Annotated in this window: 25 protein-coding genes; 16 read left to right on the forward strand and 9 right to left on the reverse strand. The window is 36.7% G+C overall.

The window, feature by feature from the left end:
- Positions 1 to 21: 21 nt before the first annotated feature.
- The 10 genes from AC6H0V_RS02205 (at position 22) to AC6H0V_RS02250 (ending at position 9460) form a co-directional block, all read left to right on the forward strand.
- Positions 22 to 696 carry a hypothetical protein gene (locus AC6H0V_RS02205; protein ID WP_497562076.1) on the forward strand — a complete coding sequence of 225 codons (675 nt, stop codon included), beginning with the start codon at positions 22 to 24 and terminating at the stop codon, positions 694 to 696.
- Positions 697 to 714: 18 nt separating this feature from the next.
- Entirely contained in the window at positions 715 to 1290 is a 576-nt protein-coding gene (locus AC6H0V_RS02210) for a DUF4199 domain-containing protein (protein WP_497562077.1), read from the forward strand.
- A gap of 205 nt (positions 1291 to 1495) precedes the next feature.
- On the forward strand, positions 1496 to 2446 hold the full coding sequence (locus tag AC6H0V_RS02215; protein WP_497562078.1) for a glycosyltransferase family 2 protein: 951 nt from the start codon (positions 1496 to 1498) through the stop codon (positions 2444 to 2446).
- Between the two features lie 70 nt (positions 2447 to 2516).
- Positions 2517 to 3485 carry a glycosyltransferase family 2 protein gene (locus tag AC6H0V_RS02220; protein WP_497562079.1) on the forward strand — a complete coding sequence of 323 codons (969 nt, stop codon included), beginning with the start codon at positions 2517 to 2519 and terminating at the stop codon, positions 3483 to 3485.
- The gene (locus AC6H0V_RS02225) at positions 3482 to 4357 is read left to right on the forward strand and encodes a glycerophosphoryl diester phosphodiesterase membrane domain-containing protein (protein WP_497562080.1); all 876 of its coding nucleotides are present in this window, start codon (positions 3482 to 3484) and stop codon (positions 4355 to 4357) included. The genes AC6H0V_RS02220 and AC6H0V_RS02225 overlap by 4 nt, the downstream gene beginning before the upstream one ends.
- A gap of 43 nt (positions 4358 to 4400) precedes the next feature.
- Positions 4401 to 5903, forward strand: coding sequence for a GH3 auxin-responsive promoter family protein (locus AC6H0V_RS02230; RefSeq protein ID WP_497562081.1), 1503 nt, complete (start codon positions 4401 to 4403; stop codon positions 5901 to 5903).
- A 31-nt stretch (positions 5904 to 5934) separates the two neighbouring features.
- On the forward strand, positions 5935 to 7089 hold the full coding sequence (locus AC6H0V_RS02235; protein ID WP_497562082.1) for a 1-deoxy-D-xylulose-5-phosphate reductoisomerase: 1155 nt from the start codon (positions 5935 to 5937) through the stop codon (positions 7087 to 7089).
- 31 nt (positions 7090 to 7120) lie between these two features.
- Positions 7121 to 8518 (forward strand): RIP metalloprotease RseP, encoded by a 1398-nt coding sequence (gene rseP, locus AC6H0V_RS02240; protein WP_497562083.1) that lies wholly within the window; start codon positions 7121 to 7123, stop codon positions 8516 to 8518.
- Positions 8519 to 8554: 36 nt separating this feature from the next.
- Entirely contained in the window at positions 8555 to 9076 is a 522-nt protein-coding gene (hscB, locus tag AC6H0V_RS02245) for a Fe-S protein assembly co-chaperone HscB (RefSeq protein WP_497562084.1), read from the forward strand.
- A 78-nt stretch (positions 9077 to 9154) separates the two neighbouring features.
- Positions 9155 to 9460: a DUF3817 domain-containing protein gene (locus AC6H0V_RS02250; protein ID WP_497562085.1), complete on the forward strand. Its 306-nt coding sequence runs from the start codon at positions 9155 to 9157 to the stop codon at positions 9458 to 9460.
- Between the two features lie 490 nt (positions 9461 to 9950).
- Here AC6H0V_RS02250 and AC6H0V_RS02255 read toward each other — a convergent pair whose 3' ends face one another.
- Complete coding sequence (locus AC6H0V_RS02255; protein WP_497562086.1) at positions 9951 to 11303, reverse strand: sulfatase family protein; 1353 nt, start codon at positions 11301 to 11303, stop codon at positions 9951 to 9953.
- Between the two features lie 196 nt (positions 11304 to 11499).
- Here AC6H0V_RS02255 and AC6H0V_RS02260 point away from each other — a divergent pair, with 196 nt between their 5' ends.
- Positions 11500 to 12369, forward strand: coding sequence for a cyanophycinase (locus AC6H0V_RS02260; RefSeq protein WP_497562087.1), 870 nt, complete (start codon positions 11500 to 11502; stop codon positions 12367 to 12369).
- Here AC6H0V_RS02260 and AC6H0V_RS02265 read toward each other — a convergent pair.
- Genes AC6H0V_RS02265 through AC6H0V_RS02275 form a run of 3 tightly spaced genes read right to left on the reverse strand, consistent with a single transcriptional unit; the run spans position 12358 to position 14184 of the window.
- Complete coding sequence (locus AC6H0V_RS02265; RefSeq protein WP_497562088.1) at positions 12358 to 13140, reverse strand: sensor histidine kinase; 783 nt, start codon at positions 13138 to 13140, stop codon at positions 12358 to 12360. The two genes, AC6H0V_RS02260 and AC6H0V_RS02265, sit on opposite strands and share 12 nt — an antisense overlap.
- Positions 13130 to 13774 (reverse strand): hypothetical protein, encoded by a 645-nt coding sequence (locus AC6H0V_RS02270; protein WP_497562089.1) that lies wholly within the window; start codon positions 13772 to 13774, stop codon positions 13130 to 13132. The genes AC6H0V_RS02265 and AC6H0V_RS02270 overlap by 11 nt, the downstream gene beginning before the upstream one ends.
- The gene (locus tag AC6H0V_RS02275) at positions 13771 to 14184 is read right to left on the reverse strand and encodes a hypothetical protein (RefSeq protein ID WP_497562090.1); all 414 of its coding nucleotides are present in this window, start codon (positions 14182 to 14184) and stop codon (positions 13771 to 13773) included. The genes AC6H0V_RS02270 and AC6H0V_RS02275 overlap by 4 nt, the downstream gene beginning before the upstream one ends.
- Before the next feature lie 98 nt (positions 14185 to 14282).
- Between AC6H0V_RS02275 and AC6H0V_RS02280 the strand changes: the two genes are divergently transcribed.
- Both AC6H0V_RS02280 and AC6H0V_RS02285 read left to right on the forward strand, forming a co-directional pair.
- Positions 14283 to 14942: a response regulator gene (locus AC6H0V_RS02280; protein WP_497562091.1), complete on the forward strand. Its 660-nt coding sequence runs from the start codon at positions 14283 to 14285 to the stop codon at positions 14940 to 14942.
- Positions 14943 to 15139: 197 nt separating this feature from the next.
- Positions 15140 to 15856 (forward strand): M15 family metallopeptidase domain-containing protein, encoded by a 717-nt coding sequence (locus tag AC6H0V_RS02285; RefSeq protein ID WP_497562092.1) that lies wholly within the window; start codon positions 15140 to 15142, stop codon positions 15854 to 15856.
- A 172-nt stretch (positions 15857 to 16028) separates the two neighbouring features.
- On the opposite strand, the gene AC6H0V_RS02290 is transcribed toward AC6H0V_RS02285, so the two are convergent.
- Positions 16029 to 17480: a serine hydrolase gene (locus AC6H0V_RS02290; protein ID WP_497562093.1), complete on the reverse strand. Its 1452-nt coding sequence runs from the start codon at positions 17478 to 17480 to the stop codon at positions 16029 to 16031.
- Between the two features lie 480 nt (positions 17481 to 17960).
- Between AC6H0V_RS02290 and AC6H0V_RS02295 the strand changes: the two genes are divergently transcribed.
- From AC6H0V_RS02295 to AC6H0V_RS02305, 3 genes are all read left to right on the forward strand, one after another.
- Positions 17961 to 18737, forward strand: a complete 777-nt coding sequence (locus tag AC6H0V_RS02295; RefSeq protein WP_497562094.1) for a sensor histidine kinase — start codon at positions 17961 to 17963, stop codon at positions 18735 to 18737.
- Positions 18734 to 19456, forward strand: a complete 723-nt coding sequence (locus AC6H0V_RS02300; protein ID WP_497562095.1) for a LytR/AlgR family response regulator transcription factor — start codon at positions 18734 to 18736, stop codon at positions 19454 to 19456. Before AC6H0V_RS02295 ends, AC6H0V_RS02300 begins: the two co-directional genes overlap by 4 nt.
- Before the next feature lie 160 nt (positions 19457 to 19616).
- Positions 19617 to 20756: a hypothetical protein gene (locus tag AC6H0V_RS02305; protein ID WP_497562096.1), complete on the forward strand. Its 1140-nt coding sequence runs from the start codon at positions 19617 to 19619 to the stop codon at positions 20754 to 20756.
- A 102-nt stretch (positions 20757 to 20858) separates the two neighbouring features.
- Here AC6H0V_RS02305 and AC6H0V_RS02310 read toward each other — a convergent pair whose 3' ends face one another.
- From AC6H0V_RS02310 to AC6H0V_RS02325, 4 genes are all read right to left on the reverse strand, one after another.
- Complete coding sequence (locus tag AC6H0V_RS02310; protein WP_497562097.1) at positions 20859 to 21716, reverse strand: hypothetical protein; 858 nt, start codon at positions 21714 to 21716, stop codon at positions 20859 to 20861.
- Between the two features lie 202 nt (positions 21717 to 21918).
- Positions 21919 to 23919: a heavy metal translocating P-type ATPase gene (locus AC6H0V_RS02315; protein ID WP_497562098.1), complete on the reverse strand. Its 2001-nt coding sequence runs from the start codon at positions 23917 to 23919 to the stop codon at positions 21919 to 21921.
- 120 nt (positions 23920 to 24039) lie between these two features.
- A complete protein-coding gene (locus AC6H0V_RS02320; RefSeq protein ID WP_497562099.1) occupies positions 24040 to 24453 on the reverse strand; it encodes a Fur family transcriptional regulator in 414 nt (137 codons plus the stop codon).
- Positions 24453 to 25640, reverse strand: a complete 1188-nt coding sequence (locus AC6H0V_RS02325) for an efflux RND transporter periplasmic adaptor subunit (RefSeq protein ID WP_497562100.1) — start codon at positions 25638 to 25640, stop codon at positions 24453 to 24455. The genes AC6H0V_RS02320 and AC6H0V_RS02325 overlap by 1 nt, the downstream gene beginning before the upstream one ends.

The following is a 25640-nucleotide window of genomic DNA, read 5'->3' on the forward strand; positions in this document are numbered from 1 at the left end:
TAAAGAAAATAAAGAAATAAAATGAATAGTAGTGTAGAACAAGCGCTGATTGCATCATTGGATCAATATGCAGCAGCCAACAAAGTTGATTCGATAGCAATTGAACAAAGATTAGTAGAGGTTTTTGGAAAGGATATGAACTTTTTGGAAAAAGTGGAGGAGTTTGATGAAGTTTTCGATGAGCATCCCAATTTTGATGAACTAAAGGAAGTTTATTTCGATCTGTTAATGATCAACTTTTTTACAAGCGATGTGAAGAAATTAGAAGAGGATTATTTGGAGTCGAAAGAATGGGAAAGTATTGAAGAAGAAACCATTGATCGGGGTACCGAGCTCCTAAACTTACTTTTGTATATCAATGAGTGTCACGACGAAGAAATTAAACCCGGATTAGAAGACTTTTTAAAAGAGTTTTTATTGGTAGAGGAGGATGAGTTTCAGGATGAGTTCCATATCTATGAAGATTTGATCAGTAATCAACAATTGGCCGAAAGTAGTGTCGAAGATATTTGTAGCAATGCTGATCTATTAGAACTAAGCGAAGAAATGGAGGAGCTTTTTGTTCCCTTTATGACCTTCTTTTTACAGCCTACTACAAGTGAAGCGGTACAACAAGACTTAATTAAGTATAGCAACAATAAAAGTTTTGATGTTGCTGTGTATACTTTAATTACTAACTTTAATAAAAACAGATAAACCAAAAACTAAATTAAAATGGAAACAACAACAACTTCAGCAGTAAATTTAAAAACCGAAGCTTTAAAAAACGGAGCAATTTGGGGTGTAATTAGTATTGTAATATTTTTAGTTACCTGGTATGTGGTTCCCGATTTAATGGGGGGGTACATTTCAACTGGAATATCATTCGCCATCGGACTAGCGCTTGCCATATTTTTCTGTATGGATATGCGAAAAAAGGCTGGAGGCTATTGGAGTTTTGGCGAAGCGCTTTGGAATATTTTTGTCATGTTTATATTCTCAGGTTTAATCGTTTTTGTCTTTACCATTCTTTTCGGGAAATTTATCGACACGACCTATCCTGTTAAAATGAAAGAATTATCCATGACTAAAACCGAATCGATGCTTAAATCTCTTGGAATGGGAGATGAGGATATTGCAAAGGCTATGGAGGAAACATCCAAAAGTATGGATAAACAATTCAATCCAACATTTGGACAGGCAGTGATGAGTTTTGGTATTGTAGCTATATTTTATTTTATATTCGCCTTGATCTTTGCAGCTATTTTCAAAAAAAATAGACCACTTTATGTAGAAGGCGATCAGGTATAATCAAAATAAAACTTCTTAAACAAACTTCGCAAGTTTTTTAAACTTGCGAAGTTAACAAGCCAAAGATCTTAAACATTAATTTTATCGAAGATAAATATCCGTGCAGGTTTTATCATATAATTTGATGAAATTTGCACTTTGTTTTTTAAAGCGTATCTAGCTAGGCATCATGTCTCAATACGCAATACGCTATACGCAATACAAAATGGATATATCAGTAGTAGTACCTTTATATAACGAAGAAGAATCATTGCCAGAGTTAATTGCTTGGATAGACCAGGTAATGCGAGAACATAATTTCTCGTACGAAGCATTATTTATTGACGACGGCAGTAATGATAGGTCTTGGACTGTTATTTCCGAGCTCAAGGAAACTTACCCCAGCATCAGAGCGATAAAATTTAGGAGAAATTATGGTAAATCGGCGGCCTTAAATGTAGCTTTTGAAGCTGTCCAAGGTGAGGTAGTAATTACAATGGATGCTGATCTGCAAGATAGCCCGGATGAGATCCCAGAATTGTACAGGCGTATTACTGAAGAAAATTTTGATCTGGTTTCTGGTTGGAAAGCAAAGCGATATGATCCCTTGAGTAAGACCATTCCCACCAAAATTTATAATGCGGCCACCAGAAAGATGTCTGGAATTCATAATCTCCACGATTTCAATTGTGGGTTAAAAGCATACCGTAAAGAAGTAGTTAAAAATATTGAAGTGTACGGCGAAATGCACCGTTACATTCCGGTTATAGCAAAATGGGCTGGTTTTACCAAGATTGGCGAACAAATTGTAGAACATCGAGCTCGTAAATACGGCGTAACCAAATTTGGGATGAGTCGTTTTATAAATGGACTCCTCGATTTGTTATCTATTTTCTTTGTCGGCAAATTTGGCAAACGCCCAATGCACTTCTTCGGATTGCTGGGGGTGCTCAGTTTTTTGTTAGGTATAATCATGGCCTTATACATCATGGTCGAAAAGAAAATTCTAATCTGGAATCACCTCCCTTACCGGGATTCGACTGACCAGCCGCTCTTTTATTTGGCATTAGTAGCTATAATAGTAGGCTCTCAAATGTTCTTGGCAGGATTTATCGCCGAATTAGTGGGTAGAAACGCGCCAGAAAGAAATCAATATTTAATAGAAAAGGAAATATAATGTAAGATGGAAGAGGTAAGAGGGAAAATGTATCCTTCCATCTTCCATCTACCATTTTACATCTCATACCATGTTTTTCTCCATCATTATCCCACTCTACAATCGCCCGCAAGAAATTGATGAGCTTTTGCATTCCCTAACCAAACAAACTTATACCCAGTTTGAGGTTTTGGTAATAGAGGATGGTTCTGTAAATGATGCTAAATCAATTGTAGCTTCATACGCAAATAAGCTAGATGTAAGCTATTTTTTTAAGCCTAATTCTGGTCAAGGTTTTTCTAGGAATTTTGGTTTCGAACATGCCAAAGGCGATTACTTCGTGATCTTTGATTCAGATTGTTTAATCCCATCAGATTATCTCGAAATAGTAAAAGATTATCTTTTTGAGCACGAGTTGGATGCGTATGGAGGGCCTGATGCAGCGCATGAATCATTTAGTCCGGTGCAAAAGGCAATCAGCTATGCCATGACTTCTCCTTTTACAACTGGTGGCATTCGTGGCAATAAAAAACACATTGGCCAGTTCCATCCTCGGAGCTTTAATATGGGTGTATCTCGCGAAGTTTGGGAAAAAGTAGGCGGTTTTATTTTAACCCGATTGGGAGAAGATATTGAATATAGTATTCGAATCCACGAAAATGGGTTTAAAATAGGACTGATTCCAGACGCTAAAGTTTACCATAAAAGACGCACCAGTTTTTCTCAATTCTATAAACAGTTGCATTTTTTTGGTAGAGCACGTATCAATATTTACACACATTTTCCCTCCCAGCTAAAGGCTGTACATTTTTTTCCGGCACTATTTACTCTAGGTCTGGGCTTTATGCTCTTATGTAATGTGTTTTATCCGCCTTTGGCGTATATTTGTAACTTTATTTTCCTGAGTTTCTTTGTGTTGATATTTTTTCATGCATGGCAGGTTAACAAATCAATAAAAATTGCATTTTTGAGTGTTATAGCCTCATTTATTCAATTAACAGCATACGGTTTGGGTTTTATACAAGATTTTATTAAAAGAATAATATTTAAGCGATCATGATCAACTATTTGAAGGAGAGTACTTTCGCTATGAAAGACGTAATTGTGCAGGCATGGAAAGTAACACGTGATAATTATTTTTCAATTGCAACCTTGTGCTTTCTCATATTCATAACCGCTTCGACATCAACATTTATGGCCTTTTTTATGGAGGAGCTTAATATTGGTATTAGGGTAATTATGCTTATTACTTTTATCATCAGTTACTGTATTGTTGAGCTGTGTTTGATTAAATATATTTTTCATTTATTAGACCACGAACTTGAAGAAGTAAAGATTATAGAAACTTTGCCTACCAGGGTAGAGGTAACCCGATTTTTAGTAGGTACCGTATATTTTGGGATAAGCATATTTGTGATCGCCATTTTTTTAATGCCGATCCTTTATCTATTGGATTGGCTGTTAAATCTAGCTGTTAGTCAGGGCCTGATCAATAATTTTACGGAAGCCGGAAAATTAATAGTGAATATAGCCGTGGCTATAGCTATGCTCAGCATCTTTTTTATCTTTATCAGAATTATTTTCTTTCCGTTTTTTATAATTGATAAGCATTCCCCACCCTTCGAATCGATAAAATTAAGCCTAGCTACTACTAAAGGCAATTTTGTAAAACTTTTATTTATTCTAGCGGGATTAGTACTGGTACAGGCAGCAGTTTTTGCATTCTTCTATATTGTGGTACTGATGTGTTTCAGATTGGTTAATTATTTATTTGATTATGATATCAACCAATATGTATCATTAATTGTTGTCATCTTTAGTTCGTTTGTAATCGTACCTTTTTCAACGGCATTCTTTGCTGTTGCCTATCGTAAAATCATGAATGATTATAAAGGAGAAGAGCACCCCGATATTATCCATAATATAGTTTAACCTCATCATCAAATTATCACATTCTTTTTATTAGCTAATTGGTATGGGTCTAAAATCAGCTTTAAGTAAACCCTTTGCGGCTTGGGTAATAAGTGGGATTAACAAATGGAAAAAGCAACCATTAAAAGCACAAGAGAATGTTTTTCAATCGCTTTTAAAAGAAGCTAGGGCAACCGCATTTGGAAAGGACCACCATTTCACATCCATAAAAAATTATGAAGATTTTAAGGCAAACGTTCCTATTCGCGATTACGAAGGATTAAGACCTTATATAGATCGTGTTGTAGCAGGAGAGGAGGATGTGTTATGGAAAGGAAAGCCCCAGTATTTTGCCAAAACATCGGGCACTACCTCTGGGGTAAAATACATCCCCATCTCTAAAGAATCGATGCCCGAACATATTAAGGCTGCTCGAAATGCGCTTTTAACCTATATTCATGAAACAGGAAATAGCGATTTTGTAAATGGAAAGATGATTTTTTTGCAAGGTAGCCCAGTGTTGACCAAAAAGAATGGGATAAATGTAGGTCGCCTATCGGGAATTGTGGCCCATCTTGTACCCGCTTATCTCCAAAAAAATAGATTACCCTCTTACCAAACCAACTGTATCGAAGATTGGGAAGAAAAAGTAGATGCCATTGTTGAGGAAACACTAACTGAAGATATGACCCTTATTTCGGGTATCCCACCTTGGGTTCAAATGTATTTTGATAAGTTGAGCGAAAAAGCGAATGGGAAAAAAATCAAGGAAATTTTCAAGAATTTTAGTCTATTCGTATATGGCGGGGTAAATTACGAACCTTACAGAGCTAAAATTGAGGCCAGCATAGGTAAAAAGATCGATGCCGTCGAAACCTATCCAGCATCTGAAGGATTTATTGCCTACCAGGATTCTCAATCTGATAAAAGTTTATTACTCTTGGTTAAAGCAGGGATCTTTTACGAGTTTATTCCGGCAGACGAATACTATAACGATAACCCCACACGTTTAAGCTTGGCCGAAGTAGAATTGGATAAAAATTATGCCTTAATTTTAAATACGAACGCCGGTTTGTGGGGATATAGCATTGGAGATACAGTTAAATTTGTTTCTAAAAACCCCTATAAGATTTTCGTAACAGGCCGCATCAAACATTTTATTTCTGCATTTGGCGAGCATGTTATAGGTGAGGAGGTAGAGCAGGCGATGTTAAGTGTGGCAAATGCCGAAGGAGTTGAGATTACTGAGTTTACAGTAGCTCCCCAAGTTAATCCGCAACAAAACGAGCTTCCCTATCACGAATGGTTTGTGGAGTTTGTAAAGGCACCAAACAATTTAACAGATTTTAGTAAAAAAGTAGATTTAGCCTTACAACAAAAGAATATTTACTATTTTGACCTTATTGAAGGAAAGATATTGCAGCAATTAATTATTCGTCCACTCCAAAAAGATGCTTTTGTAAATTACATGAAAGCCGAAGGCAAATTAGGCGGGCAAAATAAAGTACCACGATTGAGTAATGATAGGAAGATAGCCGAAAGGCTTCAAAAATACATTATTAGCTAATTAGCTAATTAGCCCATTAACAAATTATATATTGAAACACATCTCCATACTTGGCTCAACAGGATCAATTGGTACGCAAGCTCTAGAAGTGGTGCGGGCTAATCCCAATTTATATAAAATTGATGTTTTAACAGCCCAGAATAATGCAGCGCTTTTAATTGCGCAGGCTTTGGAGTTTAAGCCAGAATTGGTAATAATTACCTGTGAAGATCATTATCAAAAAGTAAAGCAGGCCCTTCCAGGCATCCATGTTTTATGTGGTGAAGAGGCTTTGATTGCTGCGGTGCAATTGCCGCAAACACAATTTGTACTGACGGCAATTATGGGTTCGGTTGGTTTAAAGCCCACTATCGCGGCTATTGAAGCTAAAAAAGACATCGGCCTTGCCAATAAAGAAACATTAGTGGTGGCGGGCGAATTGGTGATGCAATTGGCCAAGGTAAACGGTGTAAAAATTATCCCCGTTGATTCTGAGCATTCAGCTATCTTCCAATGTTTGGTAGGCGAAGAAGAAAATGCAATTGAAAAAATCTTTTTAACTGCATCTGGAGGACCATTTCGCGGTAAGGACAACTCATTTTTAGCAAAGGTTACCAAAAATGAAGCCTTAAAACATCCCAACTGGGTGATGGGAGCTAAAATCACGATAGATTCTGCATCGTTAATGAATAAGGGCCTAGAAGCAATTGAAGCGAAATGGCTTTTCGGATTAGAAAGTGATCAGATTGACGTGGTTGTGCATCCACAATCTATCATCCACTCTATGGTACAATTTACAGACGGGTCTATCAAGGCACAAATGGGACTGCCTGATATGAAACTGCCGATACATTATGCATTAGCTTATCCGCAGCGCATAAAAAGCAATTTCGAAAGATTTAATTTTTTAAACTATCCCGAACTAACATTTGCCAAAGCTGATACAAGTACTTTCCGCAACCTTGATCTTGCCTTTAAAGCAATGCAAAAAGGAGGTAATATGCCCTGTATAATTAACGCAGCAAATGAAATAGTAGTTGACGCTTTTTTAAAGGACCGGATTGGTTTCATGGAGATGAGTGATGTAATTGAGGAGTGTATGGAGATGATTCCATTTATTGCACAACCTACGCTAAATAATTATTTAGAAACCGACAAGCATACACGTATATTTGCACACGAAAAAGTAACAAAACAAATTTTATAACATCTAAAAGAATTAATAGACTACATACTATATGAACGGACTGATTATGGCGGGCCAGCTTTTGCTGGGATTATCGATACTGGTTATTTTACATGAGTTAGGACACTTTTTAGCAGCACGTGCTTTCGGAATAAAAGTTGAAAAATTTTATCTTTTCTTTGATGCTTGGGGATTTAAACTTTTTAGTTTCAAAGTTGGAGATACAGAATATGGAGTAGGATGGTTGCCCTTAGGTGGCTACGTGAAAATCTCGGGTATGATAGACGAATCTATGGATACCGAACAAATGGCCTTACCCCCACAACCTTGGGAATTTAGGGCTAAACCAGCTTGGCAGCGCTTAATCGTAATGTTAGGTGGTATTATCGTTAACATTATTGTGGGTATAGTTATTTTTTGGATGCTCACTTTTGTTTATGGAGACAACTATACACCTAATGATAAATTGGTGAATGGCGTAAGTCCAGGCAAGGTTGGTAAAGAAATCGGGATAAAAACAGGGGATAGGATTTTAGCTATTAATGGTCAAAAGATTATCAAATTTGAAGAGCTGGTTACTGCAAAAGTACTGTTAAGTAGTCCAAAATTAACAATTTCTAGAGATGGGAAAGCAATCGATATTAAGGTTCCAGAATCGATATTAAATAGCATCACTAAGAATGGAATTAAAGACTTTGTAACACCACGTATTGTTCTAAAGCAAATCGAATCTATACAAGACTCAACAATTAATAAGCCTAAGACAGGAATTTTTGCATGGATTAAGCGGTTATTTGGTAAAAAAGAGGAAAAACTACCAACGCCCGCTTTTGATGCCGGCTTTAAAGTTGGAGATAAGGTGATCTCGGTAAATGGTAAACCCATTCATTTTAGAGATGAATTTACTACCGAGCTCTCAAAATCGTCGAAAAAAGTAATTGTTGTAGATGTAAATCGTAAAGGTCAAATCCTTACGCTATTACCAAAGGTGTCTCCAGATGGAACCCTAGGTATTTTCTTTAGCGCTGTTGAACTTCCCGAACAACATGTGAATTATGCATTTTTCGAATCATTTGGTGTGGGAACGACTAAAGCTTGGTCATCTTTTAAGGATAATGGATTAGGGATTTGGAAAATAATTACTGGCAAAGTAGATGCGCGTAATATCAGTAGCCCTATCGGAATTTCGCAAGCTTATGGCTCTACTTTTGAATGGGAGAAATTCTGGGGCTTAACTGGATTAATTTCTATTGCCTTAGCATTTATGAATTTATTGCCTATCCCTGCTTTAGATGGGGGACACGTGGTTTTCTTAATTATAGAAATGATTAAGGGTAAGCCATTGAGCGATAAATTTATGGAACGAGCACAAATTGCAGGTTTTGTAATCTTATTGAGTTTGATGGTCTTCGCTTTTGGTAGCGATATTTTAAAACTATTCGGGATATAACTCTCAAAAATCGTTAATAAGATTAATTACGTTTAAATGAATTATTTCGAACTTTACGATTTGCCCATCAGCTTTAGTCCGGACCAAAACTTGATAAAGCAAAAATTTTACGAGCTGAGCAAAAAGTATCATCCTGATTTTTACATCAACGAAAGTGAAGAAAAACAAGAAGAAGTTTTAGAACTTTCTACTCTCAACAATAAAGCATTCCAGGTTTTAAAAGATCCCCAAAAAAGATTGCACTACATCCTTATGTTAAAAGAACAACTAGTGGAAGGCGAAAACTATACGTTACCCCAAGATTTCTTAATGGAGATGATGGATGTTAACGAAGCTTTAATGGAATTGGAGTTTGATAAGGATGAAGAAAAACTCCTTACCCTAGGTAAAGAAGTTTCTCAAATAGAAAAATCCTTAATAGACGAGCTACAAGCATTAACTGCTAGTTATGATACAAGTAGTGCCGCAGATCAAGAAAGTCTCTTAAAATCGATTAAAGACCTGTATTATCGAAATAAATATTTAACTAGGATAAACGAAAGCCTTAAGAAAATGTAAGATGGAAGAGGTAAGATGGAAGATGGTTGGGCTTAGACACACATTCCATATTCCATATTCCATTTTACATCAATAATTATGACATCATTACATATATTCAGAAAAGTAGCAGTAGCAGAAGGTATTTCCTACATTTTGTTATTGGTTGTGGGAATGCCATTAAAATATTGGTTGGATATACCCTTAGCGGTGAAGTACATGGGATGGGTTCACGGTCTACTCTTTATTTTATATGCAGTGTGCTTAATATTTGCTTGGCAAGAAAGGAAATGGACTTTTGGTAAAGCATTATTGATCTTCTTGGCATCGCTATTTCCCTATGCGCCTTTTTTAGTGGATAAGAAACTAAAGCTAGAAGAAGAATATTCAAATACTGAACTTTAGCTGCATTTAACCACATAGAAACAGAGTTAATTTACCATATAAGAAATATAAGGGCATATAAGAGAAATTCCCTCATTCTATGCCATATTCTATGTTCTATCTATTTTTAACCACATAGAAACATAGTACACATATATCTCCTTCAGCGGATTGAAATATGAATCTAATCTATGTCTTCTATGTTCCTATGTGGTTCATTTTACGGCTTTTTTCTGCACCGCATCCTCTTTTCTCAGCATTAGTTCTATCTATTTTTAACCACATAGAAACATAGTACACATATATCTCCTTCAGCGGATAGAAATATGAATGTAATCTATGTCTTCTATTTTCCTATGTGGTTCATTTTAGGGCCTTTTTCTGCACCGCATCCTCTTTTCTCAGCCTTAGTTCTATCTATTTTTAACCACATAGAAACATAGTACACATATATCTCCTTCAGCGGATAGAAATATGAATCTAATCTATGTCTTCTATGTTCCTATGTGGTTCATTTTACGGCTTTTTTCTGCGCCGCATATTCTTTTCTCAGCTCCGCTAATTTAGCCGCATATTTTTTGTCTTTGGCCAGGTTAACCTTCTCTTTAGGATCTGTTTTGATATTATAAAGCTCCTCGTAATTGTGCTCTATAAATTTCATGTACTTGAAATCTTTGGTTACAATTCCTTCAACATTCGGGATTTTTGGACTTTTACCATACGTATGTTCGTAGAAAAATTCATTTCTAACCGTTGGGTCAGTTAGCCTTTTCCCCTGCATGGTCTTAGGGACTGCCGCATTTGCGTACGAAAGGATGGTAGGAGCAATATCAATATTTAGCACCATATCATCGATCTTCTTTCCGGTTTTATCAGCGGGCAAGCGTGGATCATATACGATTAATGGAACCCGAATCGATTCTTCGTGACCGTACCATTTTCCTTCTAGGCCATGCTCGCCAAGATAAAAGCCATTATCGCCCATAAAAATGATAATCGTATTTTTTTCTATACCCAACTTCTTTAATTGGGCCACCATTTTACCTACAGCTTCATCTACTCCTGTAATTAACCGATAATAATTTTTAACCGTGTTTTGATAGAGTTCTGGGGTAGAAAATAAGGGAATCCATCTTTCACGAGCAACATTCTGGTCTGTTCTAAAAAAATCAGGAAAAGAGTTCCAATATTTAGGGTTTGCTGTTTCGGGAGTAGGGATAGTTACGTTTTGGTATAAGCTGTTAAATCTTTCTTGAGTTGGAAACTGGGGTGGTTTTCCATCCAATTCATGAGGGGCCTTAAACCCAACCGACAAACAAAAAGGTGCTTTCCCGGCAAATTTATTAAGGAATAGTTCAATATCATGGGCAACACTATCGGTATTATGAACTTGTTTGCCCTGTTTGTCTAAGAAAGTATAGGGCGGCTGTTCTTTTTTTGAGCACGACCAATAGTCGAACTCTGCCACAGGATGATTTAGGCCAACCCCATATTTACCTATAAAACCTATTTTGTAGCCTTCTTTTTTTAATAGAATGGGATAAGTCTGTTGGAGGGCTTGAGGACTAAAATCTGTTTTAAAATCGTTGATCTGATGACGGGATTCGTACTGCCCAGTTAATAAACTTGCTCTGCTTACGCAACAAATAGAGGTAGTAACATACGCATTTCTATAGTATTTGCCTTTATTTGCAAGTTGATCTAGATTTGGGGTCTGAATAATCTTATTCCCAGCTACTCCCAAAGCATCCGCTCTATGATCATCGGTAAGGATAAAAATGATATTCGGTCTCGACTGCTGTTGTTGGGTGTAGGCGCTTATACTAAAGAACAAAGCAATTAAAAATGTACTTGCAAATTTCATAGAATGATAGAGTTATGATTTTATAAATTTATGGTATAGTGTGCTTAAAAGCAACTTATTTGCCAAGATTACAGATAGTTTGAATGACTTTAGGTTTTCATTGCGCTATATACATGCAACATTTGTTGAATAAAGATGTCTTTTTGTAACGAGTTTCTTAATTTAACATTAACAACTTAATTGAACGATTAGCACCATGTCTAAAAAATCTTTCCTATCACTTTGTTTATTAGTGTTTCTAGAGTTAACTAGTTTTTCACAAAGTAGATTTGACCCTAAATATAAGGGCCATTTAATCCTATGTGGGGGAGTTAATTTTCCCAAAGAAGCAATCGCTAAATTTGTTGAATTTGCGGGTGGTACTAAAGCAAACTTTGTATTTGTAGCGTCTGCATCAACTAGTATCAGATTAGAAAATGGATTTATTTATGATATTCCATTGCAAGAAACCGATAGTACAATTTTAAAAAGAAATCAATTTGAAATGGAGCTGGCCAAGACGTTTGGAGTAGAAAGAGTTACGGTTCTAGATACGAGAACCAAAGAAAATGCAAACTCGCCATCATACCTAAAATCACTTAAAGATGCAAATGCGGTTTGGCTCGGTCCCGGAAATGCAGGTAGATACGCCGACGCATTTTTAGGTACATTATTCCAAAAATACTTGGATAACATTTTAATCAAAGGTGGCACCATTGCTGGTAATTCTGCAGGAGCAATTATCCAAGGTTCCTACATTGTAAGGGGCAGGTCGGATAAACCCCTTCTCATGGCCGAAGGTCACGATACGGGTTTTGGTTACTTGAAAAATACCGCTATCAATCCACATCTCACCTCTGCAAAGAGAGAGACCGAGTTAGTTAATGTATTGGACAGATTCCCAAATCTGTTGGGTATTGGTTTGGATGATGATATCAGTTTAGTTTTTGAAGGATCCAAATTCCATATTTTTGGAAAAGGTATAGTAACCATTTATGATAACCAGAAACACGGTGAAAGGTGGTGGTTGATCTTAAAACCGGGAAATAGTTTTGATATGGAAAGTCGTGAGGTATTAGCCAATTAACTTCACACTAATATCCATCCTAAATCCCTTGTTTAAGCTTGTTTCTATTTTATAAGTTGCATTTATCATTTGCAATCTACTCGTGATATTTTGCATACCCATTCCTTTTCTTTCTTTAAGGATAGTTTGGTCAAATCCTTTTCCGTTATCAAAGTAGCCTATTTCTAATTGATCATCCGTAATTTTAAAGAAAACCTCAATTTTGGTAGCTTCAGCATGTTTTAACGTATTGGCAATTAACTGCGTGATTATTCTAAACAGGGCCAATTCTTCTTTTTCAGGTAATTTTTTTTCCGCAACTCCCACGCCTTGGGCCAACATAATTTCAATTTCTCCGGTAGCACTTATCAATGTTGTAAAATTATCAAGAGCGTGGAAAAGGCCGAACATGGCTAAACCGGGAGGGGAGAGATCATGTGCAACGCTTCTTACATTCAAAATCAGTTGGTCGATAAGGTCTTTTGCTGGAACGATAACCTCTTGAACAGTTTCGTTTTGCTTTTTTAGCGAACCAAGCATCAATTTTATGGCAGATAATGTCCCGCCGATTTCATCATGCAGGTCTTCCCCTATGCGTTTTCGTTCTATTTCCTGCGATTCGATTACAGCATTAAGTAATTCTTTTTGCTGGGCGATCTCGGTTTCCTGGAATAACCTCCGTTGTTTCCAGATCATATTTTGGTTCCTGATGTAGAGCACCAGAAAAAAGGTAACCAATAAAAAAATGGCAAATATGCTGTAAAAAACAAGTAGGTATATGTTATCGCTCATTTTTTAATAAACTAAAACCCTTTGTCCATAATAAATACATAATCAAAACCAGTGTGCTATGCACCACCCACACCAGTGAGAGCATGGCTTTGTTTACTTGTACAAAAACGAGGTAATTTGATAAAATGAAGATAATACAAGCTGCTGGAAAATAAATTAATATTCCAGCAATAAACCAATTTGTAGATTTTTCGAGCCAACTCTCTGTAAACTCGCTTTTGTAAAGGTATAAAAAGCAAAAAAAGGTAATCAAGATGGCTTCTAAAGGTCTTGTATGTGTATTAAAAGTATAGATGCTTTGTAGAAAAACGAAGTTTAAAATACATAAGATAGGAAAAAGCACTGTTGAGATCAGCAGTGCTTTTTTTACTATTGGATCTATAAATATGGTTCTGAAATAGCTTAAAATGAAAACTGCTTCTACAATGGTATATAAATGTAATAGTGGAAGGTTATTATGTTTAAGCTTAATTAAAATAATCCCAGATAAGTTGATTAATCCGGAAATGACTAAGTAAATAAATAGTAATCTAGCTCCTAGTGTAGCTTTTTTCCAATTTAATATTCCGAAAAAAATGGGAAATAGAATACTTAAAGGAACAATAATGCCATAATATATAAATTTTAGTGTCATTCAGGACCCACATATAAAGGACTTTCTATATCACATTCCGACGGACAAGGAACTGTGAAATCATAAATCTCAGAGGGATCACCTTCCCCGAGTAAGTCTGTATTTGTATTGATAATGTCTTTTCCTTTAAGGTCAACGGCTACGATCAATGCGGTTACATTATCGCTACTCGGAACTTCTTCTCTTTTAATAGCAAAATAAGCACGTATTCCTTTTAAGGTGTTTCTAATGTTTCCATTATCATCAACAAAGGAATATTTTTCTACAATTGCCATCAAGTCATTAATCGGAATTAGAATAGCCCTTGGCGCTTGCAATCCTGGGATTTCCTGAATAATTTCTTGTCTGAAACGGGTTACCCTTTCTATTGCGGCAGGAAGGGGAATGTTGGGAACGTTAATTGGTTTCATGGTTTTAATTTTTTTGTTTAAATCTAAAAAAAAATCAGCATCATGTCTAAGGTTGACAACATTTTTTTATACATTGAACTCATCAAAAAACTTTATTCATGATTAATATTGCCATTGCCGATGATCAAAAACTCTTTAGAAAGGGAATGGTTTCGCTTGTTAATTCATTCGATAACATGTCGATTATTTTTGAAGCGGGAAATGGAAAAGAACTCCTCGACTGTTGTGCCTCTTCAGCCACTAAACCGCATGTGATCTTGCTTGACCTTTCGATGCCGGAGATGAATGGTTTGGAGGCCCTAAAAACTTTAAAAGAACAGTATTCGGCCATTCGGGTAATTATTTTATCGAGCCATGAGGCCGATAATTTTATTCTGGCCACTATCCAAGCAGGGGCAAATGGTTATCTGGCTAAAAATGCTGAACCAGAGGAGGTAGAGATTGCCATCAGCGAAGTGTTTAAAAATGATTTTTATTTCACCCTTCCGATGCTCGAAATTATGCGCAAAGGATTGATAAAAAAAGCCCAACCGGTTTCCCTAAATAATGAGGTTAATTTAACCGGCCGAGAAAAAGAAGTGCTTCAGCTTATTTGTAAACAGTTTAATAGTCAGGAAATAGCCGAAAAGTTATTTTTAAGTCACCGTACCGTTGAAGGCCATCGCAATAATTTGTTGCTCAAAACCTCAAGCAGAAATACAGCCGGATTGGTTTTATATGCGCTGAAACATAACCTGCTCGAAATTACTGTGGATTAAGGTCACTCCAAACTCTTAGCTCCAAACTCCCAACCCATACCCCGTATTTTTACCTGGATCTCTGGGTTAAATTACCCGATTCTTTCTTCGGGCAAAACCACGCTAAAATCTGAATAAAAAAAGTGCTCAATTAGCTCTTGTTAAACATCACCGTCTTGGTTAGGAGGTGTTGGCATTAAAACCCTAATTGTAAAACAATGGACTGTTCAGACAAAATTAAAGCCATACAACAAGTTGTTGGAGTTGAAGCAAACGGTGTGGCCTCTTCTAAAACTTGGATCGCTATTTATCATCAATTATTTGGCTCAATCCCATATGATTTAAACATACAATCAATGGTTAAATCAATTCAACAAAAAATTAATACGAGGGTAAATGGATGGGAATCGCCCAAAACATGGGATGCCTTGTACAATCATGTAGTTGAAAATAATGGAACAGAAAATGCACATTGTAGCGATCCCCATAATGAAATTATTTTAAGCAGCATGACAAAAGAAGTGGTGCCTTTTGCAAAGGAGCTTATTCTGTTGGCTGCAGAAGAAGGCATTCATATCCGATTAATGACCACTATTGCTGACGATGCCATTGATCATCGCCCTGCGAGAAAAATAATAGCTGATCCACAAGATAACAGCTGTAATCATGATTTCGGACTAGATTTCAACATTGGCATATATGAAGAAAGCGAAGATGGAACCTATACATACAAAGCAAACACTCCTTTGTATGCAACGGTAGCACGTTTAGGAGAATCAATCGGACTAACGTGGGCAGGAGATCGCAAAACATTTAGTACGGGGCCCCAATTCGAACTCAGGCCCGCTTGGGCCGTATGCATGAAAGAAAATGAAATGATAAAAGAGCTTTGCCGAAGAAAAAAAGAAAACATCAATCTATTGGCTATTCTATAAATTATAAATCCAAAAAAATTGATCCATCCCTATCAATGCTCTCGTTGGGCCCTCGGAGAAATCTGGGGGCTTTTTTTGGGCGTGGGGCATGGGACAGAGAGCGTTTGGCGCAGGGCGATGGGGGTTAAGCGATAAGCGATAAGCGTTTGGCGATAAGTGTTTTGCGATAAGCTTACCTTAATTTTTCCAACATCAGCTTGGCATTTTCCCATTTAGGATCAATTTTTAAGCAGGTTTCATAACATTTTATGGCATTACTCTTGTTTCCACTATTTAGATAAGCTTCTCCTAAACTATCATAGGCATTTGCAGAATTTGGAAATAATTTGGTATTTAATTCGAATATTATAATAGCTTTTGCCGGATCATTTTTTAAGTAATGATATCCTAATGAATTGATTTCTATTTCATCAATATAATACCCATTTCTTGTTTCAAAGATATGTTGCGCAGTAGTTAGTTTTTTTTCATCAAATAGTTCAAAAGCTAATGATGGTTTTGGGATCTCAATTTTATTTCCAGTCAATATCTTCAATATATTTAATGCAATTTCTTCTTGTTTATAAGACACCTTCCTTAAGTTTTCAAGGATTATCACTGTTGTTTTTGATAGGGTATCTCTAATGATTAGAGAATTATATCCGGGAAATGCTCCATCGGTTCTTAGCACATTCACTGTATCCCCTGGTGCAAGTGGCATTTTTCTATGTTTCCAACCAAAACTAACAATGAATGGAGTGCCTTTAAAAATCCTTTTTCGCGAAGATTGGTTAAGTAGTTTAGATGAATAAAAAGACTGTTCCCATTTCAATAAATCGCTTACTGTTGAAAGTATCCCCCCAGATGGTGCAATGGCCAACTGCCTGCTCTTTTTTAAACCTTCAAAATCCCAAACATATCCTTCTGCTCTTCTGCTAATAATATCATAAGGAGTTTTATAAAAGGTTTGAACCATTCCTAAAGGTTCGAATATTTGCTTCTGAAGCAATTCCTCATACGATTTGCCGGTAACTTCTTGCGCTATATACCCAAGCAATGTATAACCATCACTACTGTAACCATACCTTGAGCCCGGATCAAAGGCAAGTTTTCTGGAAACGATCATTTTACTGATTTCTTCCAGATTATAGAACTCCTCATTTATTTTTGCTACTACATCGGGAAAATTGTTTCCTGTAGTAGGAAAATCCGCGATATCACGTTGTAAGCCGGACGAATGCTCCAATAACTGAGCTATCGTAAACTTGGAGGTGTTTTCTGAAGGTAAGTTTGGAACATACTTGGAGGCGAATTCATTTAAATTGATCCTACCTTTCTCTACCAATTGCATAATCAAAATTGCAGTGAAGGATTTTGTTATCGAAGCAATTTGAAATTTTGAATTCACTGTTAAGGGAGTTTGCCATTCCATATTTGCTAGGCCAAAAGCTCCCTCATATAGAATATTTCCCTCTTTTGCCACCAATACTGCACCATTTAATTGTCCAGCTTTTTGGTAGGCGGATAGAATCTTTTTAATTTGAATGCTCTTGCTATTTGATTGTGCAGAAGAGGAGTAGTTGAACACAGCTAGAATTAAGCACATTTTAAGAACTAATTTTAAGCGATTAGAATTATACATCATATAATTTTTGTTAAAAATTGAATAATTTATTGGGTACGCTAAAGAAATCAGTGTCTAAAATGGCTAGTTATTTTTGTATTAAAGTATGTTTTACACCAATTGAAGAGTTTTTTATGTGAATTCATAGTTATTAAGTGCGTATACTTTTAAAAAGGTCATTCCAATTCGTGGCAATTCGCTAATTTGAACACTCATAGTATTAAAATGGCGACAAGGATAGTTGATGATAAATTAGGTGCATATCAAAAGGGTGCTACTGTTTTATTTTGGACCAGTATGTACCTTTTTTGGCTTGGATTTAACTCGAAATCCTTTAATGACCTGTCATTTAATTCATTTTTCACTTTCATAGATTTCATGTGCTTTGGGGTCGTATCCGTCCTCACCAACGTTTTTTTAATACCGAAGCTGGTTTACGAAAAAAAATATTTAAACTTTTTAACATCATACCTGATATTAATTTTTTTAGTTACCACCATTATGCTCCAATTAAATTTATGGATGCAGGATGCTTACCTAAGTAAAATAGAAAAAGCTAATTTTTGGAAAAACTATCGTGATTTAGCAGGGAGTTATATACTGACTTTTTTTCTATCTTCAACTGCAGCAACCTTTAAATTGGCAAATGATTGGTACAGTAGTCAACAAATAATTGGAAAATTATCCGAAGAAAAACTAAAAACAGAATTAGAGTTTTTAAAAAATCAGATCAACCCGCATTCTTTCTTTAACATCTTAAATACAATTTACTTTCAGATTGATTTTGATAAAGCTCAGGCAAAAGATACCTTGTTAGAGTTTGCGAAAATATTTCGTTATCAACTTTATGAGTTTGATGGAGAAAAGGTTGGGATTACAAAAGAAATAGAATTTATTAAGGGATATATTGAACTACATAAAAAACGTTTCGATACTGACTATCAGATTGAAGCGGTTTTTGATATATCAACCGAAAATGCAAGCATCGCACCATTTTTATTATTACCAATAATCGAAAATTCCTTTAAACATATTTCCCAATTTACAGACAAGCCTAACATTGCAACAATTAATGTTAGCGTGAAGAACCAGACATTAATATGTCTAGTAACAAACACGGTTGATAAACTTTCTCATAACGAAACTAAGGATGAAAGAGGAGGCATTGGTTTAAAAAATTTAAATAGAAGATTAGAATTGTTGTATATAAACAAGTATGAACTTAAAATGGCAAATACAAACGGCATATATGAAGCATATCTAAAAATCATTTTATGAAAGGTATCAGAACGGTTATTATTGATGATGAACCCATTGCTAGAAAAGGAATGGAGAAATATGTTGAGCAAACAGAGTTTCTAATGCTTATTGGTTCTTATTCAAACCCGGTTAAACTTTCTCAGTTTCCAAATAAAGATAATATTGATCTATTGCTGTTGGACATTAAGTTACATAAGTTGAATGGACTGGATTTTTATAAATCTCTTGGAGATAATGCTCCATTAGTTATCGTCATTTCAGCTTACAGTGAGTATGCATTGGAAGGTTTTGAACTGAATGTATCTGATTATTTATTAAAACCTGTTTCGTACGAACGTTTTATGAAGGCGGCAATAAAGGTTAAAGAATTGCTTGAATTAAAACAAACCTCAAAATTAGAATATAATAGTAATGATAATTATTTTTTTGTAAAGAGTGATCTCAAATTCCAACGTGTAGAAATAGCTGATATTCTTTTTATAGAAGGCATGTCGAACTATGTGATCATACATACAGAACATAAAAAATTTATAACCTACCTCACTTTTGGAGGCTTGCTCGAAACATTGCCCAGTGAAGACTTTATCAGGATCCATAAGTCATTTATTGTATCAATTAGAAAGATAGACAGCATTGACACCAAGGAGGTTAAGATTGGTTCAACTATTCTCCCTATAAGCAAAAATTATAAAGAATTAGTAATAAATAAGATTAGTAACCGTCTTTTAAAGCGTTAATCTCCTATCATTTTAGCTTGAATGGGAGATAACAATTCGTATACTCGATCTTTAGGCAGCGACGGAAAAGATTAAAAACAAAAAAAGGGATTAAATCTGAAACATTTGCTTTTCTATTGAAACAGTTCCATATTTGCCAATTCAGTTTAACCATAGATAGATGAGAAAATTAATTATATCCCTCCTTATTATTTCAGGATTTGTTCTTCGCGCCCAAGCGCAAACTATAAACCTGCCTAACTCTATTTATTCGGGAAAACAGGGTCCGATGCATGTTCAAGGGGTAGTGGTAGATAAAGTAAATGGATTTGTTTATTTTTCTTTTACGGATAAGTTGATAAAAATGGACCTAAAAGGAAATTTAATTGGTAGTGTAACCGGCTTTGTTGGCCATTTGGGCGATTTGGATTTTGCAGATGACGGTAGGATCTATGGTTCATTGGAATATAAAAATGATGCAATAGGCAAGGGGATAAAAAAACAATTAGGGGTTCAAACCAACAATGAAGATGGTTTTTACATCGCCATATTTGATCCATCGCGAATTGTGCGCCCCAATATGAATGCAGAAAAAGAAGATTTGCTGCGTACCGTATATATCAAAGAAGCTGTAGATGATTATGTTACCAGCGTAAAGGTTGGAGATAAAAAAGTTGAGCATAGGTTTGCTTGTTCTGGCATTGATGGAGTAGCCTTTGCTCCGTCGATAGGAAGCCCAAATTCTAGTAAAAAGTTTCTTTACATAGCCTACGGTGTTTATGGAGATACTTCTAGAAACGATAATGATAATCAAGTTATTTTAAAATACGATGTTACAGATTGGGCAAAATATGCGCAAAATCTATCACAGGACAAACTGCATCATTCTGGACCAAAAAAACCTTTAGAAAAGTATTTTGTGAAAACGGGCAATAGCCGATACGGGGTACAGAACATGGCCTATGACCCCACAACAGGGAATTTATTTGCTGCGGTTTATAAAGGAGCTAAAACACAATTTCCAAATTATGATCTATTTGTAATTGATGGCAAAAAGAAACCCGAAAAAGCCTACATCACCTCAGATAACGATCAAATTAAGGTAAAGACTCTTTCTTTGCTAGAGGCCGGTCCGAAAGATCCTAAATCGGGTATTAGGGGCTGGTCTTTTGAGTGGGGCTCTACAGGATTGTGCCCATTGGGCGATGGATTGTTTTATATTTCGCATAACGAAAAAACAAAAGATGGCCAACAAGAAACTACCCTACATAAATACAAATGGGTTGGCGATGATAAAAATGCATTTGTATTGGTAAAATAGAACCTCCAAACTCCTATTACTTATCCTGGCCGTGATGTGGGTTATATGCTATTTTCTATGTCAACAGCATATTAACCTAATCACTAAATTTGGATTTGTTGCTTATTTGGTTGTGGATTTAGCTTTTGCAGGTTGATTTTTGTTAAAAGAATAGTTCAAAGAAAAACTAACTACTGGATTGTTCAATAAAGGAGATATATGCCTGTTTGTAAATTTGTACACACCAATCTTCATATCGATTACTTTGTCGATTTCTATTCCAGCATCTACTGAGAAGCCCACCAAATAATGATTATCTAAAGTTGGTTTGCCAAATATCTTTTGAAAATTACCTTTTTCAGTATAGGTACCAATTGCCTTTGCCATCACGAAGAAAATACCCATATTTTCGGCTGATCCTTCTTTCCAAGCTTGTGTTTGAAAGAAAAGTCCGAGATTGGCGAATGTATTGTAATAGGTAAAATCGCTGTTTGCCAAGGCGTCTGTACCACTGCTGATTCTGCCGCCAAGTTGATAGGTGAACTTATAATTGGTGTAGCCTGTGCGTTGGAAAATTTGCTGCAAACCATTAAATGATAGGTTAAGCGTACCACCTATCGGGTTTAATAAAGTGTTGATGCTTGTTGCCCCTCTATCGGCATCGCCTAAGCCATTACCCGAAATCCCAGTATAAATATAAAAAGGCACATAAAATTTATTCGGATTGCCAATGTTTAAGCGCAGTAAATTTGCAGAAGCCTGAATGTTGCCATTATTAAGGTAGTTAACAAAGCCGCTCGTTAGTAATTGTGGTGTTTTCGAGGTACTTCGTTCAGGTACGGTACCAATTTCTTTTTGGGTGGTTGGCTTTTGGGGATAAAATTCGGGATTAAAGTTGTAATCGATATCAATAATCTGAGCTGTGCCTTCATTAACGAAAAAGAAGATACATAGGCCTAAGCAATACAAGAAAGGTTTCATAATGAGAACGTTAAAGGTTAAATTATTTGAGATAATCTAAAATAAGAAACTTTTAACTAATTCTGTATATGCACTCGGATTTTTTTCTGCCAAGGAATACTCGAACTAAAAAGCGCGAATTAGCGGTGAGCAAGGAACAAGCCAACATAGAAAAAAGCTAATTGGTTACTGTAGATCCTTTGCGCTTTTATTAACCACTACATTAGATTGATTTCTTCTGTATCCTTATCGCATTTAATATTGCTAAAAATGCAACACCGACATCTGCAATCACTGCTTCCCAAAGATTAGCTACGCCGAACGCACCTAAAGAGAGTACGGCAACCTTAACTGCCATGGCCAGGATAATATTCTGCCACACGATATTACGTGTAAGCTTTCCGATTTTAAGGGCTGAAACGATTTTTAAAATCTGGTCGTTCTGGATTACGATATCAGCTGTTTCTATAGCCGCATCGCTGCCCAGCCCGCCCATTGCAATCCCCGCATCAGCGAGTGCGATAACAGGTGCGTCATTTACACCATCACCAACAAAAGCAATATGCCTTCCGTCTTTAATCAGCGCCTCCACTTTTTCGACCTTTCCTTCTGGCAATAGGTCTCCAAAAGCACTGTCTATACCCAGTTTCTTTGCTACGTTATCAACAACCGTTTGTTTATCGCCAGATAGCATTACAGTCCGAATATTTAGGTCATGCATCTGTTTAATTGCCTCAGCAGCATCTTCCTTAATCTCATCGGCAATGGTAATGTAGCCAGCATATTTATTATCTACAGCTATCACCACAATAGTGTCTACAATTTCTTCAACCTCAGCGGGATACTCAATTTTATATTTTTTCAGTAGCTTCAGATTTCCTGCTAACACATCCTTACCACCCACTTTTCCTCTTAATCCGTGTCCCGAGATTTCTTCCACAGCAGTTGCTTTATCAGCGTCAGCCTCCTTTCCTGCATACTCGATAATTGCCTGCCCAACTGGATGGGTTGAATTCTTCTCAAGGATGGCAACCAACCTAACCAATTCCTTTTCGGTAAAGCCAACAGGTATTACTTTCTGCACCTTAAACACACCTTTGGTTAGGGTTCCGGTTTTATCCATTACAATGGTGTTGATCTTGGTCATCACATCTAGAAAATTACCCCCTTTAAATAAAATTCCGTTTTTAGACGCAAGTCCGATACCACCAAAATAGCCAAGTGGTATAGACACCACGAGAGCGCAAGGGCAGCTTATTACAAGAAACACTAGAGCCCGGTATAACCAATCATTGAAAACATAATTTTCTACCACGAAGTAGGGAACCAGTGCAAGTGCTAAGGCAAGAAAGAACACTATGGGTGTATATATTTTCGCAAATTTTGAAATGAAAAGCTGGGTCTGTGATTTTCTCGCAGAAGCATCCTGTACCATTTCTAATATCTTGCTCAGCTTGCTATCTTTAAATAGCGCGGTTATTTTAATCTCTGAAACCGTATTTAAGTTAATCATTCCAGCAAGCACCGCTTCGCCTTTATATTTACTATCTGGGCGGCTTTCGCCAGTGAGGGCGGCTGTATTAAATGAACCTTTGTCAGAAACAAGTTCGCCATCAAGCGCCACTTTTTCGCCAGCTTTTACCTGAATGGTTTCTTCCAATTTTACGTCACCTGATGGGATTACCTGTGCTTTTCCGCCTCTGATAACCGTAACCTCATCGGGTCTGATATCCAGCAATGCCTTGATACTGGCGGTTGCCCGATCTACAGCTGAATCCTGAAACCATTCTCCGATTGAATAAAACACCATTACAGCCACGCCCTCAGAGTATTCGCCAATATAGAACGCACCCAAAGTAGCAACACTCATCAACACAAACTCGTTAAAAATATCGCCCCTTATAGCCTTACGAAAGGCCAAACCAAGTACATTCCAGCCCGCCAATAAGAAAGCGATACTATTTACTCCAAGAGAAACCCATTTAGAAAGTTTTATGCCAAATCCATAGTCGAGAACAAGCACACAAATTAGTATAAATAGGCCAATCAAAAGTCCTAGATGTTGTTTCCATTGGGGTCCCTCAGATTTTCCATGATCGTGATCATGTCCATCATCGTCATCTTCATGGGTATGGTTACCTTTTACAGATGAAGGTTTAACATCTTTTATGGCACTTTTTGGTTTTGAAACCTCTTTATTTTCGCTGTCGCAACAATCTTTCATATCAATTCTATAACTATAATGGGATCCGTTAATAAAATCGGCCTCCGTGTTTACTATTTATTAAGCTGTTATCGTATGTTCAAATCTACGCCGATTTCCTTTGCAATCGTATTGCAAACATTAGCCTGAACAGTTGCAGCAAATTCCTTTTGCAATTAGTTGCGTTTCAAATAACTGATAACCACTTGGCAATGAAATATGAGGTACGCTGGTTTTGGGAAGGCAATGGGTCTCTTTACATTCCATACAAATGAAATGGAGGTGCAGGTCGTGGTGCCCTTCTATATCGCAGCCAGGTGCACAGAGGGCAAATTTAGTAATGCCACTTCCATCTTCAATCCGGTGTACCAGACCATTTTCTTCAAAGGTTCTAATCGTGCGGTAAAGGGTAACGCGATCGGTACGTTCCATTTTCAGCTCCATATCGGTTAGGCTCTGGGCAGAAGATTGACCCAGCATAAAATCCAGAACAACCAACCGCATGGCGGTGGGCTTTATTTTCTTTTCTATTAGTTTTGGTTCTAAATGTTTCATTATTCCTCCTCCGCTCCACCAGCTGCTTTTGATTGGAGATAAAATGCTCCTTTTGTTACAACTTTTGCATTTTTTGGGAGCTCATCCAACAAAATGATCTGAATGTATCCCTGCTCAGCAACTCCAGTTTTAACTTCCATTTTGGCAAAGTTAAAATTTTCTGGTTTGTTTTCTCTTCCATCAACTACCACAAAAATATATTGCTTACCCTCAGAACGGATTACTGCATCAATTGGTAGTGCGGCAGTAAGTTTGCTTCCGGTACTGATTAATGCGGTAACGTACATTCCGGGGATCAAGTTCTTGTTCTTGGCATTATCGATAACCGCATGGACTACTACGCCTTTGCTCTCGTTTTCAAAAGATTTATTAATACCGTTTATGCGGCCACTGATCAATTGATTTTCTTGATTGGTTAATTGGAAACTTACTTTTTGTCCAACCTTTACCGCCATTAGGTCTTTCTCGAACACAGTTAAATCGCAATGTATCTTAGAGTTATCTACCACTTCCATAATGGAGGTGCCAGGTTGAACAAATGCCCCAGTATTTGCAGTGATCTGGCCAACTGTACCATTGATTGGAGATAATACAGGGAACTGAGAAGCAATTTTGCCCCGTGCTATACTTACCGGAGAAACCCCGAGTTGCCGAAGCTGACTTTCATAGGCATTCAATCTTGACTTTTCGGCATTATAGGTTGCCTGTGCGGATTGGAATGATTTGCCCGTTCCAGCATCAGCGGCCTGCAATTGTTTTTGGCGTTCATACTCTGCTTGCACATAGGTAAAGCTGTTCTTGCTTGCCAAATAATCCTGCTGGATTTTTATGAGATCCTGATTATTAATGGTAGCTAGAATCTGTCCTTTTCTAACCTGTTGCCCCTCTAGCACGTTAATTTTGGTGATAATTCCTCCCGAAAGTATACTTACATCGGCCTTGTTCTGTGGGGGTACGGCAAGCTGTCCATTGGCTTTAACCACCGCGTCTAGATTCTTCTGTTCGATCTCGCCGATGGTAATGCCAACCGTTTTCATCTGTTCACTAGTAAGTTCAAGACCGTTTGTGTCTTCTTTTCCCTCTTCGGTTGGGGCCTCACTTTTCGCGTTGTCCTTGCTATCATTTGCACATGCAATAAACAGAAGCATTAAGATAAAGAAGAAATATTTTATTTTAGATTGATACAT

It is taken from the genome of Pedobacter sp. NO84, assembly GCF_059703915.1.

Excerpts from the sequence above, each read along its gene's own strand:
- AC6H0V_RS02205 (WP_497562076.1), top strand. The coding sequence starts at position 22 with ATGAATAGTAGTGTAGAACAAGCGCTGATTGCATCATTGGATCAATAT.
- AC6H0V_RS02210 (WP_497562077.1), top strand. The coding sequence starts at position 715 with ATGGAAACAACAACAACTTCAGCAGTAAATTTAAAAACCGAAGCTTTA.
- AC6H0V_RS02215 (WP_497562078.1), top strand. The coding sequence starts at position 1,496 with ATGGATATATCAGTAGTAGTACCTTTATATAACGAAGAAGAATCATTG.
- AC6H0V_RS02220 (WP_497562079.1), top strand. The coding sequence starts at position 2,517 with ATGTTTTTCTCCATCATTATCCCACTCTACAATCGCCCGCAAGAAATT.
- AC6H0V_RS02225 (WP_497562080.1), top strand. The coding sequence starts at position 3,482 with ATGATCAACTATTTGAAGGAGAGTACTTTCGCTATGAAAGACGTAATT.
- AC6H0V_RS02230 (WP_497562081.1), top strand. The coding sequence starts at position 4,401 with ATGGGTCTAAAATCAGCTTTAAGTAAACCCTTTGCGGCTTGGGTAATA.
- rseP (WP_497562083.1), top strand. The coding sequence starts at position 7,121 with ATGAACGGACTGATTATGGCGGGCCAGCTTTTGCTGGGATTATCGATA.
- hscB (WP_497562084.1), top strand. The coding sequence starts at position 8,555 with ATGAATTATTTCGAACTTTACGATTTGCCCATCAGCTTTAGTCCGGAC.
- AC6H0V_RS02250 (WP_497562085.1), top strand. The coding sequence starts at position 9,155 with ATGACATCATTACATATATTCAGAAAAGTAGCAGTAGCAGAAGGTATT.
- AC6H0V_RS02255 (WP_497562086.1), bottom strand. The coding sequence starts at position 11,303 with ATGAAATTTGCAAGTACATTTTTAATTGCTTTGTTCTTTAGTATAAGC.
- AC6H0V_RS02260 (WP_497562087.1), top strand. The coding sequence starts at position 11,500 with ATGTCTAAAAAATCTTTCCTATCACTTTGTTTATTAGTGTTTCTAGAG.
- AC6H0V_RS02265 (WP_497562088.1), bottom strand. The coding sequence starts at position 13,140 with ATGAGCGATAACATATACCTACTTGTTTTTTACAGCATATTTGCCATT.
- AC6H0V_RS02270 (WP_497562089.1), bottom strand. The coding sequence starts at position 13,774 with ATGACACTAAAATTTATATATTATGGCATTATTGTTCCTTTAAGTATT.
- AC6H0V_RS02275 (WP_497562090.1), bottom strand. The coding sequence starts at position 14,184 with ATGAAACCAATTAACGTTCCCAACATTCCCCTTCCTGCCGCAATAGAA.
- AC6H0V_RS02280 (WP_497562091.1), top strand. The coding sequence starts at position 14,283 with ATGATTAATATTGCCATTGCCGATGATCAAAAACTCTTTAGAAAGGGA.
- AC6H0V_RS02285 (WP_497562092.1), top strand. The coding sequence starts at position 15,140 with ATGGACTGTTCAGACAAAATTAAAGCCATACAACAAGTTGTTGGAGTT.
- AC6H0V_RS02290 (WP_497562093.1), bottom strand. The coding sequence starts at position 17,480 with ATGATGTATAATTCTAATCGCTTAAAATTAGTTCTTAAAATGTGCTTA.
- AC6H0V_RS02295 (WP_497562094.1), top strand. The coding sequence starts at position 17,961 with ATGCTCCAATTAAATTTATGGATGCAGGATGCTTACCTAAGTAAAATA.
- AC6H0V_RS02300 (WP_497562095.1), top strand. The coding sequence starts at position 18,734 with ATGAAAGGTATCAGAACGGTTATTATTGATGATGAACCCATTGCTAGA.
- AC6H0V_RS02305 (WP_497562096.1), top strand. The coding sequence starts at position 19,617 with ATGAGAAAATTAATTATATCCCTCCTTATTATTTCAGGATTTGTTCTT.
- AC6H0V_RS02310 (WP_497562097.1), bottom strand. The coding sequence starts at position 21,716 with ATGAAACCTTTCTTGTATTGCTTAGGCCTATGTATCTTCTTTTTCGTT.
- AC6H0V_RS02315 (WP_497562098.1), bottom strand. The coding sequence starts at position 23,919 with ATGAAAGATTGTTGCGACAGCGAAAATAAAGAGGTTTCAAAACCAAAA.
- AC6H0V_RS02320 (WP_497562099.1), bottom strand. The coding sequence starts at position 24,453 with ATGAAACATTTAGAACCAAAACTAATAGAAAAGAAAATAAAGCCCACC.
- AC6H0V_RS02325 (WP_497562100.1), bottom strand. The coding sequence starts at position 25,640 with ATGTATCAATCTAAAATAAAATATTTCTTCTTTATCTTAATGCTTCTG.